Annotated in this window: 15 protein-coding genes; 12 read left to right on the top strand and 3 right to left on the bottom strand. The window is 41.7% G+C overall.

The features are described 5' to 3' along the window. Positions 1-13 precede the first annotated feature (13 nt). Both CSV70_RS03510 and CSV70_RS03505 read left to right on the top strand, forming a co-directional pair. Positions 14-577: a ComE operon protein 2 gene (locus tag CSV70_RS03510; protein WP_085133481.1), complete on the top strand. Its 564-nt coding sequence runs from the start codon at positions 14-16 to the stop codon at positions 575-577. A gap of 17 nt (positions 578-594) precedes the next feature. Next, on the top strand, positions 595-2,856 hold the full coding sequence (locus CSV70_RS03505) for a DNA internalization-related competence protein ComEC/Rec2 (protein WP_099660771.1): 2,262 nt from the start codon (positions 595-597) through the stop codon (positions 2,854-2,856). A gap of 59 nt (positions 2,857-2,915) precedes the next feature. Here the strand turns inward: CSV70_RS03505 and CSV70_RS03500 are convergent, their stop codons facing one another. Then, positions 2,916-3,050 carry a YqzM family protein gene (locus CSV70_RS03500; RefSeq protein WP_029054667.1) on the bottom strand — a complete coding sequence of 45 codons (135 nt, stop codon included), beginning with the start codon at positions 3,048-3,050 and terminating at the stop codon, positions 2,916-2,918. A gap of 171 nt (positions 3,051-3,221) precedes the next feature. Next, positions 3,222-3,386, bottom strand: a complete 165-nt coding sequence (locus CSV70_RS16545; RefSeq protein ID WP_199171587.1) for a hypothetical protein — start codon at positions 3,384-3,386, stop codon at positions 3,222-3,224. 102 nt (positions 3,387-3,488) lie between these two features. Between CSV70_RS16545 and holA the strand changes: the two genes are divergently transcribed. After that, positions 3,489-4,496 (top strand): DNA polymerase III subunit delta, encoded by a 1,008-nt coding sequence (holA, locus tag CSV70_RS03495; protein WP_099660770.1) that lies wholly within the window; start codon positions 3,489-3,491, stop codon positions 4,494-4,496. 50 nt (positions 4,497-4,546) lie between these two features. Here the strand turns inward: holA and rpsT are convergent, their stop codons facing one another. Further along, complete coding sequence (gene rpsT, locus CSV70_RS03490) at positions 4,547-4,798, bottom strand: 30S ribosomal protein S20 (RefSeq protein WP_085133484.1); 252 nt, start codon at positions 4,796-4,798, stop codon at positions 4,547-4,549. 194 nt (positions 4,799-4,992) lie between these two features. Between rpsT and gpr the strand changes: the two genes are divergently transcribed. The 9 genes from gpr to prmA all read left to right on the top strand — a co-directional run bounded on the left by gpr (position 4,993) and on the right by prmA (position 15,819). After that, positions 4,993-6,030, top strand: a complete 1,038-nt coding sequence (gene gpr, locus CSV70_RS03485) for a GPR endopeptidase (protein ID WP_085133485.1) — start codon at positions 4,993-4,995, stop codon at positions 6,028-6,030. Between the two features lie 53 nt (positions 6,031-6,083). Further along, positions 6,084-6,884: a stage II sporulation protein P gene (gene spoIIP, locus CSV70_RS03480; protein WP_233191751.1), complete on the top strand. Its 801-nt coding sequence runs from the start codon at positions 6,084-6,086 to the stop codon at positions 6,882-6,884. Between the two features lie 83 nt (positions 6,885-6,967). Continuing rightward, positions 6,968-8,791, top strand: coding sequence for a translation elongation factor 4 (gene lepA / locus CSV70_RS03475; RefSeq protein WP_085133486.1), 1,824 nt, complete (start codon positions 6,968-6,970; stop codon positions 8,789-8,791). A 72-nt stretch (positions 8,792-8,863) separates the two neighbouring features. Next, positions 8,864-10,003 (top strand): radical SAM family heme chaperone HemW, encoded by a 1,140-nt coding sequence (gene hemW, locus CSV70_RS03470; protein WP_099660769.1) that lies wholly within the window; start codon positions 8,864-8,866, stop codon positions 10,001-10,003. A 90-nt stretch (positions 10,004-10,093) separates the two neighbouring features. Continuing rightward, the gene (gene hrcA, locus CSV70_RS03465; protein WP_099660768.1) at positions 10,094-11,149 is read left to right on the top strand and encodes a heat-inducible transcriptional repressor HrcA; all 1,056 of its coding nucleotides are present in this window, start codon (positions 10,094-10,096) and stop codon (positions 11,147-11,149) included. Continuing rightward, positions 11,146-11,727: a nucleotide exchange factor GrpE gene (gene grpE / locus CSV70_RS03460; protein ID WP_085133489.1), complete on the top strand. Its 582-nt coding sequence runs from the start codon at positions 11,146-11,148 to the stop codon at positions 11,725-11,727. The genes hrcA and grpE overlap by 4 nt, the downstream gene beginning before the upstream one ends. A 38-nt stretch (positions 11,728-11,765) precedes the next feature. Next, entirely contained in the window at positions 11,766-13,601 is a 1,836-nt protein-coding gene (gene dnaK / locus CSV70_RS03455; RefSeq protein WP_085133490.1) for a molecular chaperone DnaK, read from the top strand. Between the two features lie 136 nt (positions 13,602-13,737). Beyond that, positions 13,738-14,859 (top strand): molecular chaperone DnaJ, encoded by a 1,122-nt coding sequence (gene dnaJ, locus CSV70_RS03450; RefSeq protein ID WP_085133491.1) that lies wholly within the window; start codon positions 13,738-13,740, stop codon positions 14,857-14,859. Positions 14,860-14,874: 15 nt separating this feature from the next. Next, a complete protein-coding gene (prmA, locus tag CSV70_RS03445; protein ID WP_099628186.1) occupies positions 14,875-15,819 on the top strand; it encodes a 50S ribosomal protein L11 methyltransferase in 945 nt (314 codons plus the stop codon).

The raw sequence follows: 15,819 nt of genomic DNA, 5'->3' as shown, positions 1-15,819 counted from the left end.
TGGAGGCAACCGTATGGAGCGAATTACTTGGGATCAGTTCTTCATGGCGCAAAGTCATTTGCTGGCGATGCGCAGTACATGCACACGACTCTCGGTAGGTTCCATTTTAGTACGCGATCAACGCATTATTGCTGGCGGCTACAATGGTTCGATATCGGGGGGAGACCATTGTATTGAACACGACTGTTATGTCGTGGATAATCATTGTGTTCGAACGATACACTCGGAAATGAACGCATTATTGCAATGTGCTAAATATGGCATACCGGTTGCAAAAGCGACCATATATGTCACTCACTTCCCGTGTTTACAGTGTAGTAAAGCATTGATTCAGGCGGGGATTGAACGCGTTAAATATGCGGAAGATTATCGGAACAGCGAGTATGCACTCGAGCTATTTGCTCAAGCAGGTGTAGAGATTGAAAAAGTGCCCTTTGATGAGCGTTCGATTGACTTCGCTAGTGAAGAGAAATTTTCATTATTCAACGAGATGTTGACTAAAATGCAAGAACTTGGCGCTGAACCTGAAGAACTGGATGCCCTTTTGCAAAGGGTGAATCATTTATTTGGCAATTAATCCGATCGATACGATGGATGTATATAGCGATTCCTGTTGCGATTTCTGCGTTTGCAGCTGAGCTTTCAGGATCGCTTTTATTTTTGAATGCATTATTCCTCATACCGTTCTACTTTTTACGCAAAGATTATATACACCTACTCCTTTGCACACTTCTTGCAAGTCTCTCTTTTTTCTATTTCTCGAGTCAATTCACATCACTTCCTGACGCTTCGGTCGTGACATTTCATTGGAAAGATCAAGTGAAAATCGATGGTGCTAAAGTGAAAGGTTTCGCTACACTGACTGATGGCACAATCGTCTATATGATGTATTCATTTCCTTCTGAAGTGCAAAAAAGTCAATTTCAATCTGCACGATTAGCGACCTATCAGTTCACGGCTGAAGTAGAGCCAAAAGAATTGGAACCGGCAGCTCATGATTATTCGTTCGATATGGCACGCTATTTACGAATGAATGGCGCGGCGGGAGTTCTAGAAGCCACTCGTATCACTTCGAGCGTACCACTCGCCACAATACGTTCACGACTCTCTCCCTACCGCTCTACAATCAAACAACATATTCACGACCGATTTCCACCCTCACTTGTTACAGAAGCTGAAGCGTTATTGATTGGTGACCGTTCGGGGATGGATCGTATCTTGCAGAAAGAGTATCAGACGCTTGGTATTACGCATCTCTTTGCGATATCTGGGCTGCATGTCGGTTTATTAACGTTTTTCTTTCGAGCTATTTTGCTACGTATCGGTTTCCGCAAAGAATGGGTGACCTACGGATTACTCATGTTTTTACCAGTCTACGCATGTATTGCAGGTGGAGCACCGTCTGTCTGGCGTGCGGTGACGGTGACAATGATTGTATTGCTTGCTGTTTCAGGAAATTTGAGATTGCGCCTTGATGATGCGCTTGCTATAAGTGCATTATTTTTTATCGTAATGCAACCATATATTGTCTTTCAACCGGGATTTCAGCTATCGTATTTAGCTGCATTTTCTTTATTGTATTCGTCAGCTATTTTTAGCCAAGCGAAAAATGGAATGGTCGTTTCGTTCCTTGTTACTGTCATCACGCAAGTCGCGCTTTATCCTATTTTGCTATATCACTTCTACGAGTTGTCGATTTCTTCTTTTATTGCGAATTTGTTCTATGTTCCGTTGTATTCTATATTTATTTTGCCTGCTAATTTACTGTTGCTGATTTGTACGTACGTAGCACCACCATTGGAAAATTTCCTATTCATTATTTATGAACCCGTGAGGCAATGGATTGGTAGTATGACGACATGGTTTGCTTCGTTCCCCTACCAAATGTGGACACCCGGACAACCGGATGGGGTTGGGGCAGCGCTTGCCGTCATTGGTATTCTCATCTTCCTTGTCTGTCTGGAAAGGAAGAAGTTCGTCGTGTTCGGTCTTATTTGCTTACTACTCCCAGCACTCTATCTGGAAATTAAGCCGATGCTTCATCGTGATGTGGTCATTTCCTATATAGATGTCGGGCAAGGGGATAGCACGATAATCGAAATGCCTTATCGGAAAGCGGTGTATGTGATAGATACAGGTGGAGTAGTCCGCTTTGGCGAAACGGACTGGAAAACACCCAAGCAGCCTTTTGAAATCGGACGAAATATTGTCGTGCCCTACTTAAAAGCAAAAGGGATCACGAAAATTGACCGGCTGATCATATCCCATGCCGATTTGGATCATATGGAGGGGGCCGACGAAGTCTTGGAAGAGTTAAAAGTACAGGAAATTCATTTGTCGCCTGGAAGTGAACAAGAGAATGCAATGGAGGAAATGTTGCCACTGGCAAAAAGACAGAGCATTTCAGTGCAATTAGTCGGAGAAGGCATGAATTGGAAAATAGGAGACTATCAATTCCAATATGTAGCACCTGAAGAGCGTGTATATGACGGTAATGATAGTTCATTAGTACTTGTGATGAAGGAAAAAGACCTTCATTTCATCTTTCCAGGAGATCTCGAAAAAGAGGGGGAGCAACGATTTTTAGAAAGATATATTGCCGCTGATTTTCAACGAGTCGTACTAAAAGCCGGCCATCATGGAAGTAAGACGTCGAGTACGGAGCCGTTTATTAATTTTCTTAAGCCGGAGTTTATTATTGTATCAGCAGGGAGGAATAGTCCATACGGGCATCCACATGCAGAAGTGACCGACCGTTTCCGTGAACACAGCATTCCGTTTTGGTCAACTGCTGAACAAGGAACTATTGAATTACGTGTGAAAGACGGAGTGTATACTGCCACTTCAAGTCGATAGAAAAACAAATAGACACATCCGCCAGTTTGGTGGATGTGTCTATTTTATACAACAGTTGATTAGAGAGCGACGATATCGATGATCGTAGCAACAACAAAAATTGCAGAAAAACCGATAAACGCTACTATAAAGCCGATGCCACTGTCAATCGCATCATTACGTTTGGATTGGACATCATGTTCAAATTCATTCATTGCTACACCTCCTAATTCCATACTAAGTATAGATGAAAGTGAAAGAAAAATCCATTAAAATCGCAGTTTTTAGGAGTTGCAACGTATGTTGACACAAATTGTTCATAGAGTAAGTATGTTGTAAGTTACAAGAGCGGAGTTGCTTATAGCAAACTCCACCTCATCTCAGAATTAATAATATTTGTCCTTTTCTGCTGTCTCCCGATGGTTCGGAGTCATCGGTTCCTGTTTCGGCGCTAAATGATCGAGTTCTGTTAACTCAAGTGATATTTCCTCTTTCTCTACAGGCTTCGAATTTTTATGAGAATTTGTTTTTAGACGCTCAGACTTTTTCATTAAAAAACCTCCTTTACATGCTAGTATGGAGAAAGGATTGATTTTCATGTATAGTTATCACAGGTTTTTATTAGCAAGCAATCGGTAATTGAGGTGAAAAAAGTGATTACAAAAATTTGGAGTCAAATTGAAAAAGGTGATGTGCAACCAGTTTATCTACTAACAGGCACAGAGCAGCACTTATTGGACGAAACGATTAAGAAATTAATCAAAGCAATCCCAGGTATGACATCTTCTGAAGTGAATCGTTTTGATTTAGAAGAGATTCCCATCCAAGCCGTACTTGAAGTAGCGAATGAATTTCCATTTTTAGTGGACCATAAATTAATCGTCGCAAAAAACTGTTCATTCTTGAAAGCGACGGATCAATCGAAGGAAAAGCAGAACCATCAACTAGAACTGTTGGAAAAATGGCTTGAAAATCCATCACCTACGGCTACCGTAGTTTTCGTGGCACCATATGAAAAATTGGATGCGCGGAAGAAAATCACGAAAAAAATAAAAAAGCATGCGGTTATTGTAGAAGCGGTTGCTTTACAAGGGCAAGATGTATCCACGTGGATTATGCAGCAAGGTAAGGATAAAGGTATTGAATTCGATAAAAAGACAGCTGAATTTCTTATGGAGATGTCTGGAACCGACTTACTGACATTGTCGACAGAAGTGGACAAGCTCGCTGGCTACTTAGCGTTTAAAGGTACGGTGGATACGAATACGATTGAGCAATTAGTAGCCAGGACACCTGAGATGGATGTATTCCGCCTAACAGATTCATTCGTCAACAATAAACGAGCGGAATCAATCGCGGTCTATCATGATTTATTACGTAATGGTGAAGAGCCAATCATGCTGGTATCACTCGTTGCGAGTCAAGTACGTTTAATGATTCATGTGACGAATTTACGTAAAAAAGGTTATCAGCAACAACAAATTGCTACAACGCTTCGGATCCACCCGTATCGTGTTAAATTGATGATGCAACGTCAGCTACCTCCTTTGCAAGTGTTGCTGAAAGCATTGGATGATTTAGCGACTATTGATCTGCAACTTAAAACAACGAGTGGTAACCGTCAGCGTAAATTAGAATTATTTTTAATGAATGGATTATAAGAACGCAAAAAAAGACTGCCGTCACGAAGAGGCAGTCTTTTAACATATCATTATTGAGCTTTTTTAGTTAGACGTGATTTTTGACGAGCAGCAGTGTTTCTTGGGATAAGACCTTTACGGGCAGCAGTATCCAATTGTTTCACAGCATCTCTCAAAAGTTCTTCAGCGTTCTCTTCTTTATTAATAAGAGCCGCATCCGCTTTACGGATTGCAGTACGCATAGAAGCTTTTACGTGAGAGTTTTGCTCGTTAGCAGCAGCACTTTGCTTCACGCGTTTAATAGCACCTTTAATGTTTGGCATTTCATTCACCTCCAGCTTTCAGGTAAGGCAAGAGTGTTTCCACAATCATCCGGATATCTCTTTACAACAAGCATAATTTTATCAAAGCTACCGCCAGATTGCAAGAAAAAAAGTAAAGTGATTCAACTTTACAGTAATCTATTTGAGAATAAACGCCGATAAATTGCACAAACTTACTAGTAGAGGTGAAGAAAATGAGTGAAATCAACTATTACCGCACAGATTTAATTGATGAAAGTGATGAGTTTGTCAGACATCAGACCGAGCAAGAAGAAAAAAAATTGAAGGAAATGTCCGGAATATGTGTCGAAGAACAAACAATCGGTCGAATTAAGGCGACAACTGTAAAAGTGACAGCGGAAGGGGAAGAAGAAATCGGAAAAGCGAAAGGTACATATATTACGCTGACGATTCCGACACTTGCTGTTCACGAAATCGATGAGCTCCAAGCATTATGTGAACTTGTGGTGGAAAAAATGGACACATTGATTAAAGAAAAGTTACCGGGTGACGTGAAAAAAGTATTGTGTGTCGGTCTCGGCAACCGAGAGATTACACCAGACGCTGTTGGACCCGCCGTTATGGATTATGTGAAGGAAGTTATACCAGATTATTACGAAGCAGACGAGAGCGGTGTAATGGTGTATGCGCCGGGTGTAACCATTCAGACTGGTTTGGAAACTGCTTCATTCGTTAAAGCGATTGTGGATCAAAGTAAGCCCGATTTATTGCTGGTCGTCGATGCGCTTGCTGCAAGGAGTAGCGCAAGGCTTTGCCGCACGGTTCAGCTGACGGATACCGGTATTCATCCTGGTTCAGGTGTAGGGAACAGCCGCAAAGAGTTATCGGAAAAAAGTCTTGGCATCCCTGTGATTGCAATAGGTGTACCAACAGTAGTGGACGGACCTGTATTGGTGGCAGATGCTATCGATACGATGTTCGGCTATATTGCAGCCAGAATAGAAGAAGAGAGTATGCCTTCGTCTAAACTTTCAACGGGTCGTTTCCCCCAACGTTCAACAAAAGATGCGGATCGTACAGCGCTTGGCCCTATATTTGGTGATTGGTCATCGTGGACGCATGAAGAACGAATCCAATTATTTGAAGAAGTACTGACAAATCAGGAGTTGGCGACATTTATTTCTCCAAAAGAAATTGATTCATGGGTGGCAAATTACGCAATTGCATTATCCTCTTCATTAATTACCTGGATTCACAAAGTAAATGCATGAACTAGTCATTGACCTTTTTTCTTCCGCATAGTGTGGAAGATGGAGGGATTACTATGAAAAAAACTTTGCAAATCTGGATGAGCGTTATTTTTGTATTGTTCATCTTTCCTGTTGTATTGCAGTACATTCCCAAACAGCCAACCATTTCCACTGCCCTCTCGTTAAAGGAACCGAGCACAATTGTCTACGCATCCAATGTGTTGGAAGAAGATATTCGACCGAAGACAGAAGGAAATGTGTTGATTTATTCGACTCACTCACATGAAGCGTATGAACCTATTACGCAAGCGGCGAATGGAAAAGTGGCGGTATCTCATCATTCTGAGAATATTTTAAAAGTGGGCGAGAGGCTAAAAGAGAATTTAATTTCACATGGCCTTGCAGCAGAACAGCTCGATATCGATATTGTGAAAATCATGCAACAAAAGAAGATACCGTATCATCGCTCTTATGCTGCGATTAGACCCTATGTGGAAAAGAAGGTTAACGAGCAATCTTATGACTTAGTCATCGACATGCATAGAGATTCGCTAGGGCCTTCAAAAACGACGATAACACACGCCGGTCAACGCTATGCAAAAGTAGCATTTGTAATTGGAAGAGACCACCCGTATTACGAACGGAACCTGGCCAAAGCGAAGCAATTGAAAAATGAGATGGAAAAATTAGTGCCTGGCATTACACGGGAGATCATTATTAAAGGTGGACGTGGTGTCGATGGTAAATACAATCAAGATCTAAATACAAGCATCATTTTACTCGAAATGGGTGGGGTGGGTAATACAGAAATGGAGATCAACCAAACGATCTCTGTTATTGGTGAATCTGTTTCCGCTATGATGATTGTGCAATAATCTTTCAAATATTGAAGTCTGAACCGTTCACTGCTATAATTCAAGTAGCTTAAATAGGTACGTACATGTAGGAGTGAACAGTGATGAATCAAGAGCAGAGAGCAGCACGTCAAAAAAACATTCGAAATTTTTCTATCATTGCCCATATCGACCACGGGAAATCAACGCTGGCGGATCGGATATTAGAAAAAACAGAAATAGTGAAAACACGTAACATGAAGGCCCAATCATTGGATTCGATGGACCTGGAACGTGAACGCGGTATCACCATTAAATTGAATGCCGTTCAGTTAGTCTATACAGCATTGAATGGTGAAGACTATACATTCCATTTGATCGATACACCAGGACACGTAGACTTCACATATGAAGTATCAAGAAGTTTAGCTGCTTGTGAAGGGGCTATTCTTGTAGTAGATTCTGCGCAAGGCATCGAAGCGCAAACATTGGCGAACGTTTATCTGGCGTTAGACAATGATTTAGAAATATTACCCGTTATTAATAAAATCGACCTCCCGGCAGCTGATCCGGATCGTGTGAAAAGAGAAATTGAAGATGTGATTGGATTAGATGCATCTGAAGCAGTTTTAGCTTCTGCGAAAGCGGGAATTGGAATTGATGAAATCTTAGAACAGATCGTAGAAAAAGTGCCAGCACCTCAAGGAGATCCGGAAGCGCCATTGAAAGCGTTGATCTTTGACTCTCACTATGATCAGTATAAAGGTGTTATTGTCAATATTCGTATCGTAGAAGGAAAAGTAAAGCCTGGCGATATGATTCGCATGATGGCAACAGGTAAAGAATTTGAAGTACTGGAACTAGGTGTTTTCACTCCAAGTATTTCTCCACGTGACGAATTGACAGTTGGAGATGTAGGATTCTTATCTGCTTCCATTAAAACGGTAGGCGATACTCAAGTGGGGGATACGATAACACTTGTCAATGATCCTGCAGAGGAAGCATTGCCGGGTTACCGTCGTATGAATCCGATGGTGTTCTGTGGACTGTATCCAATCGATACATCCAAATACAACGATTTGCGTGAAGCGCTTGAAAAGCTCGAACTGAATGATTCTGCACTTGAATATGAGCCAGAGACATCTCAAGCGTTAGGCTTCGGTTACCGTTGTGGTTTCCTTGGACTGTTGCATATGGAGATCATTCAAGAACGAATCGAACGCGAATTCAACATCGACTTGATCACGACAGCGCCGAGCGTTATTTATAAAGTAAACTTAACGGATGGTTCGACGATGAACGTCGATAACCCATCGATGATGCCTAGTGCACAAAAAGTAGACTTTGTTGAAGAACCATATGTTAAAGCTTCCATTATGGTACCGAATGATTACGTAGGATCCGTCATGGAGCTCTGTCAGCGTAAACGTGGAGATTTCATGACAATGGATTATATGGACGCATCCCGTGTCAATATCATTTATGAACTGCCATTAGCTGAAATTGTTTATGACTTCTTTGACCAATTAAAGTCTAGTACAAAAGGATACGCCTCCCTTGATTATGAATTGATTGGCTATAAGCGATCGAAACTCGTTAAGATGGACATTTTGTTAAACGGGGAAACTGTCGATGCGTTGAGCTTTATCGTGCACAATGACTTTAGCTACGAACGTGGGAAGGCAATCGTTGAAAAACTGAAGTCGTTAATTCCAAGACAACAGTTTGAGGTTCCTGTGCAAGCAGCAATCGGGCAGAAAATCGTTGCACGTTCAACTATCAAATCGATGGGGAAAAACGTTTTAGCAAAATGTTACGGTGGAGATATTTCTCGTAAGCGTAAACTGCTTGAGAAACAAAAAGAAGGTAAGAAAAAGATGAAGCAAGTAGGCTCAGTGGAAGTTCCACAAGAAGCATTCATGGCGGTTTTGAAGATGGATGAAGATTAATTAAATTCAGCGAAAAGGGGGCAAATCGCCCTCTTTTTGCCGTTTACATACTTACACAAAGGAAGTGACTGCATGCGGGGAGTGTATATCCATATACCGTTTTGCCAGCAAATTTGTCATTATTGCGATTTCAATAAAGTATTTCTAAAAAACCAACCAGTCGATCAATACATCGAATCGATTGGCAAAGAGTTTTATTATATGAAAGAAGCGGGTTATTCTTTTGATGAAGTGGAAACCGTTTTCTTAGGCGGTGGCACACCGACAGCACTCAACATCGCCCAGCTCGACCGGTTACTGACGATCGTTTCACAGTATATCGATGTCGAGGCATTGAAGGAATTTACAACGGAAGCAAATCCGGATGATTTATCGGAAGGGCAACTTTCTATATTGAAGGAAAAAGGTGTGAATCGCTTGTCTATCGGTGTGCAAACCTTCAACGAACGATTACTGAAACAAATTGGACGCACGCATTCCAATGAAGACGTAGAGAAAGTTATTAATGCTGCGCGTAAAGTTGGCTTTGAAAACATTAGTATCGATTTAATGTACAGCTTACCAACACAGACAGTGAAGGAGTGGGAGGAAACACTCGATCGTGCATTAGCGCTTGACCTGCCTCATTATTCCGCCTATTCATTAATCGTGGAACCGAAAACGGTTTTTTACAATCGCATGGTCAAAGGGAAATTACCGTTACCGGGGGAGGATATTGAAGCAGAAATGTTCTCCATGGTGATCGAACGCATGAATGCAGCAGGCCGCGATCAATATGAAATCAGTAATTTTGCAAAAACTGATCATCCTTCGTTTCATAATCTGATTTATTGGGAAAACTCTCACTATGCAGGTATTGGTGCAGGTGCGCACGGTTATATAGGAAAAGAACGTTATGCGAACGTCGGACCGTTAACACATTACATTAATCTATTGGAGGAAGGGAAGCTACCTCGTAAAGAAGTACACGAAGTAACTCTTGCTGAATCAATGGAAGAAGAAATGTTTCTAGGTTTACGAATCATTGAGGGAGTTTCGATGCGAGAATTCGAGCAGAAATTTCAGCGGCCGATTGATAAAGTATTCAGCAAACCGATAGAAAAAATGCAACAGCAAGGGCTTCTAGAAATGGATGGAGACCATCTTCGCTTGACTAGAAAAGGTGTTTTTCAAGGGAATTCGGTATTTCAGGAATTTTTATTAGGAGATTGAGTTTGATTCGTTGACATATAAAATAGAATTTGATAAATTATGAGTAGTATTAGCACTCGAGGTTAATGAGTGCTAACAGGAGTGATGATCATGTTGACAAACAGACAATTGCTCATACTACAATTGACAGTGAAAGATTTCATCGAGTCTGCACAACCGGTTGGTTCCAGACAACTGTCGAAAAAGCCGGAAGCGCCATTTAGTTCGGCAACGATTCGGAATGACATGGCGGATCTGGAGGATATGGGTTATTTAGAAAAGACTCACACATCATCTGGAAGAGTGCCTTCCGAAAAAGGCTATCGGTTCTTTGTGGACCATTTATTGCAACCACAAGCTCTAGGCCTGGAGGACAGCTTGCAGTTGCGTACAGTGTTTCAGGAGAGAGTTGGAGAGTCGGAAGAATTAATTCGGAAATCCGCAACCATTCTATCTGACTTGACGAATTATACGTCCATCCTACTTGGACCTGACACATCTACACATGCCGTGAAGAAATTCTCTATTGTTCCATTAGATCAACAACGAGCAGTGGCGATTATCGTAACTGATAACGGACATGTGGAAAATCGGATTTTTGATGTACCACATGGTCTTACTGCTTCGGAAATTGAGAAGACGGTAAATATTTTAAATGACCGCCTAATCGGCACATCGCTTGTGCAGTTGCAACAAAAATTGCAACTCGAAGCGAAGTATGTTTTTGAACAGCATATTCACCAAGCTGAACAATTATTCAGCTCATTGCAACAAGCAATGGCAGTGGAGCCGGAAGAGCGATTGTATTTTGGTGGGAAATTGAATATGTGGAAACAACCGGAATTTCACGACTTCCAGAAGATGCAATCATTTTTTGAGTTGATAGAGAAAGGCAATCCTGCCATGGGGCTTTTCCAAAAAAACGAACAAGGTATTCAAGTTCGGATTGGTTCTGAAAATAATGTGATTGATATGGAAGACTATAGCGTGATTACTTCCACGTACTCGGCAGGAGAGAATATGGAAGGTTCCATCGCAATTATCGGTCCGAAGCGGATGGATTACGGAAGAGTCATTACATTGCTCGATATACTAAGCAGTGATTTATCTTCTGCACTTCATCGGTTAACCATCGGAAAAGACGGGAACGGGAGGCAAGACAAGTGAAAGAAAACCAAGAGTTTGAAGAGCAACTAGATGAAAATCTTTCCGAAAATGAGCTAGAGCAAACGGAAGCGACAGAACAGCAAGATGTTGAAGAAGTCGTCGAAGAGCTCACTAGAGAACAAGAACTTGAGAAAAAAATAGATGAATTAACGAAAGCTCTTGAAGAAGAAGAGGGTAAGAAATTACGCGTATTGGCAGACATGGAAAACGTTAAGAGACGAGCTTCACTCGACTATCAAACGTTGCAAACATACCGTGCGCAAAACGTACTGGTTAATGTGTTGCCTGTACTTGATAACTTTGAACGCGCACTTTCTGTTGAAGCAAAAGAGGAAGAGACGAAAGCACTATTAACAGGGATGGAAATGGTCTACCGTTCATTAGTAGAAGCGTTGAAATCTGATGGATTGGAAGAAATCGAAGCCCTTGATCAAGAATTTGATCCGAACTTCCATCAGGCAGTGATGACAGGCAATGAAGAAGATAAAGATTCTGGAATTGTTTTGGAAGAGCTGCAAAAAGGATATAAACTTAAAGAACGTGTACTACGACCGTCAATGGTTAAAGTAAACGAATAAAAAATTACAGCATTCACATTATAGGAGGAAAATTACACATGAGTAAAATTATCGGTATTGACTTAGGAACAACAAACTCGGTAGTAGCAGTATATGAAGGCGGAGAAGCGAAAGTAATTCCGAACCCTGAAGGTAACAGAACTTCACCATCTGTTGTGGCATTCAAAAATGGCGAACGTCAAGTAGGAGAAGTAGCTAAACGTCAATCCATCACAAACCCTAACACAATTATGTCTGTTAAGAGACATATGGGTACGGATTATAAAGTGGAAGTGGATGGCCAAGAATATTCTCCACAAGAAGTTTCTGCTATGATCCTTCAATACATGAAGGGCTATGCTGAAGAATACTTAGGCGAAAAAGTAACGAAGGCTGTAATTACAGTTCCTGCGTACTTTAACGATGCACAGCGTCAAGCAACAAAAGATGCTGGTAAAATCGCTGGTCTTGAAGTAGAGCGTATCATCAACGAGCCAACAGCAGCAGCACTTGCTTATGGTTTGGATAAAACAGAAGAAGATCAAACGATCCTAGTATATGACCTAGGTGGCGGTACGTTTGACGTATCCATTCTTGAGCTTGGTGACGGAGTATTCCAAGTGCGTTCAACAGCAGGTGACAATAAACTTGGTGGAGACGACTTTGATGATATCATCATGGATTACTTGGTACAGGAATTCCGTAAAGAGAACTCCATTGATCTTTCTAAAGACAAAATGGCTATGCAACGTCTGAAAGATGCAGCTGAAAAAGCGAAGAAAGACTTGTCTGGTGTAACATCCACTTCAATCTCTCTTCCATTCATCACAGCTGGAGAAGCAGGCCCATTACACATGGAAATCACATTAACTCGCGGTAAATTCGATGAGTTGACTGCAAACCTAGTAGAACGTTCTATGATTCCAACTCGTCAAGCATTAAAAGATGCAGATCTATCAGCATCTGACATCGACCGTGTCATCTTAGTTGGTGGTTCTACACGTATTCCAGCAGTACAAGAAGCAATTAAAAATGTAACAGGCAAAGAGCCATTCAAAGGCGTAAACCCAGATGAAGTAGTGGCAATGGGGGCAGCAGTTCAAGGTTCCATCCTAACTGGAGACGTAAAAGACGTTGTACTTCTTGACGTAACACCTCTATCATTAGGTATCGAAACAATGGGCTCTGTTTTCACAAAACTAATCGACCGCAACACGACAATCCCTACAAGTAAATCACAAGTGTTCTCTACAGCAGCTGACAACCAGCCAGCAGTAGATATCCATGTATTGCAAGGTGAGCGTCCGATGGCAACTGACAATAAAACATTAGGTCGTTTCCAATTGACGGATATTCCACCAGCACCACGTGGTGTACCACAAATCGAAGTAACATTCGACATCGACAAAAACGGTATCGTAAATGTTAAAGCGAAAGATATGGGTACACAGAAAGAACAGAACATCACGATCCAATCTAGCTCAGGCCTTTCTGATGAAGAGATCGATCAAATGGTTAAAGATGCAGAAGCGCACGCTGAAGAAGATAAAAAGCGTAAAGAAGAAGCAGAACTTCGCAACGAAGCGGATCAGCTAGTATTTATGGCTGAAAAGACACTTAAAGATATAGAAGGAAAAGTGGATGAAGCGGAAGTGAAAGAAGCAGAAGCGGCGTTGGAAGAATTGAAAGCTGCTAATGAATCTGGAGACCTTGATCAAATTCGTACGAAGAAAGAAAAACTTGACGAATTAGTCCAAGCTCTATCTGTAAAACTATATGAGCAAGCTGCTGCAGAAGCACAAGCTGCTCAAGGCGATGCACAACCAGGTCAAGAAGACGACGGTGTAGTGGATGCAGATTTCGAAGAAGTAGAAGACGACAAAGACAATAAATAAGTAAATTGAAATAGCTATTGACGGAAAAGTCAAAGTCCGAAATTCCGGCTTTGACTTTTTCGTTTGTTAACTTAACAAAATTCAATATCAACGTGTTACAATGGACAACAGGTAAAATGCGATGAGGGGTGCAATGATGAGTAAACGAGATTACTATGAGGTGCTGGGCGTATCTAAATCCGCTACGAAGGAAGAGATCCGCAAAGCATACCGTACACTTTCTAAGAAGTTCCATCCGGATTTAAATAAAGAAGCGGATGCGGAAGTGAAATTTAAAGAAGTAACAGAAGCATTTGAAGTGTTGAGCGATGAGAACAAAAGAGCCGAATATGATCAATACGGTCATAATGGACCAGGTGCAGGCTTCGGAGGATTCGGTGGCGGAGGTGCAGATGGCTTCGGCTTTGAAGATATTTTTAGTACGTTCTTCGGTGGCAGTGCAAGAAGAAGAGATCCAAATGCTCCGCAAAAAGGTAATGACTTGCAATATACTATGACAGTCGAATTTATGGATGCAATTTTCGGTAAAGAAACAGAAATCGACATCCCTCGCGAGGAAGAATGCGATACGTGTGACGGCACTGGTGCTAAAAAAGGTACAAGCGTTAAAACTTGTACGGAATGTAATGGTGCGGGTGAGGTTTCATTCGCTCAAAACACACCATTTGGTCAAGTTGTCAACCGCAGAACATGCCCTACATGCCAGGGTACAGGGAAAATTATTCCTGAAAAATGTGAAGCATGCCGTGGTAAAGGTCGCGTAACGAAAAACAAAGTCATCAAAATAACGATCCCTGCTGGTGTAGATCAAGGACAACGTTTACGGGTAGGCGGTCAAGGTGAAGCAGGAATTAATGGAGGACCTCCTGGAGACTTGTACATCGTCTTTAATGTTCGTCCACATAAACGTTTCATTCGAGAAGAAGATGATATTATATTAGAGTTGAACTTGACGTTCCCACAAGCATCATTAGGAGACGAACTCGAAGTCCAGACGGTGCATGGAAAAGTGAAGTTGAAGATACCGGCGGGTACACAAAACGGCACAACTTTCCGCCTCCGTGGAAAAGGGGTTCCAAACGTACACGGTCATGGAACAGGCGACCAACATGTCATCGTCAAAGTGATTACACCGAAAAAGATGACGGAGCGCCAAAAGGAATTACTGCGTGAGTTTGCATCCATTGAGGGTGAATCACCTGATGAGTATTCTAGCTCATTCTTCGATAAAATCAAACGCACTTTTAAAGGTGAATGAAAGGATTGACTAACTGTGAAATGGTCTGAAGTTTCCGTGCACACGACACATGAAGCAACTGAGGCGGTAGCGAACATCTTGCATGAAGCGGGTGCGAGCGGAGTTGTAATTGAAGACTCCGAAGAACCTGGTAAAGAACGGGTAGACCAGTACGGTGAAATATATGCACTAGATAAAGGTGACTTCCCAATCGAAGGTGTCATTATAAAAGCCTATTTGCCTGTCACTAGCTTCATCAATGAAACAGTTGAAAATCTTGAATTGGAAATTGAAGGCCTTCGTCAATTTTCATTAAATCCTGGACGCTTTACTATTGGCATCACAGAGGTGGATGAAGAAGATTGGGCTAACTCGTGGAAACAATATTTCCATCCGGTGAAAATATCGAAACGTTTTACAATTGTACCTACATGGGAAGAGTATACACCAGTGGAATCTGATGAGTTGATCATCGAATTGGATCCGGGAATGGCATTCGGTACGGGTACACATCCTACGACAGTCCTCTGTTTACAAGCTTTGGAGAAATACCTTCAACCTGATCAAATGATTGTCGATGTAGGAACAGGTTCAGGAGTACTAGCAATCGGTGCTGCCTTACTTGGAGCAAAGCACATTACTGCACTTGACTTGGATGAAGTAGCTGTACGTGCTGCACAGGAGAATGTGACGTATAACGATGCAGATGAACGCATTACCGTCTTGAAAGGTAATCTTCTCGATTCGATAGAAGAACCACCAGACATGATTATTGCGAATATACTAGCGGAAGTTATCATGTCGTTTTCCCAAGATGCATATCAACTCGTTAAACCAGGTGGACTATTCATTACATCCGGTATTATTGGTGCGAAACGGGACGAAGTGCGAAACGACCTAATGGCGCAAGGCTTTGAGATTTTGGAAACGGTTCTCATGGAAGATTGGGTAGCGATCATTGCGCGTAAGGGTAGTGAATAA

This window comes from Sporosarcina sp. P25 (assembly GCF_002743235.1).
GTDB classification, from domain to species: domain Bacteria; phylum Bacillota; class Bacilli; order Bacillales_A; family Planococcaceae; genus Sporosarcina; species Sporosarcina ureae_B.
The sequence above is the reverse complement of the archived record's forward strand: the minus strand, read 5'-3'. Positions and strand labels throughout refer to the sequence as shown.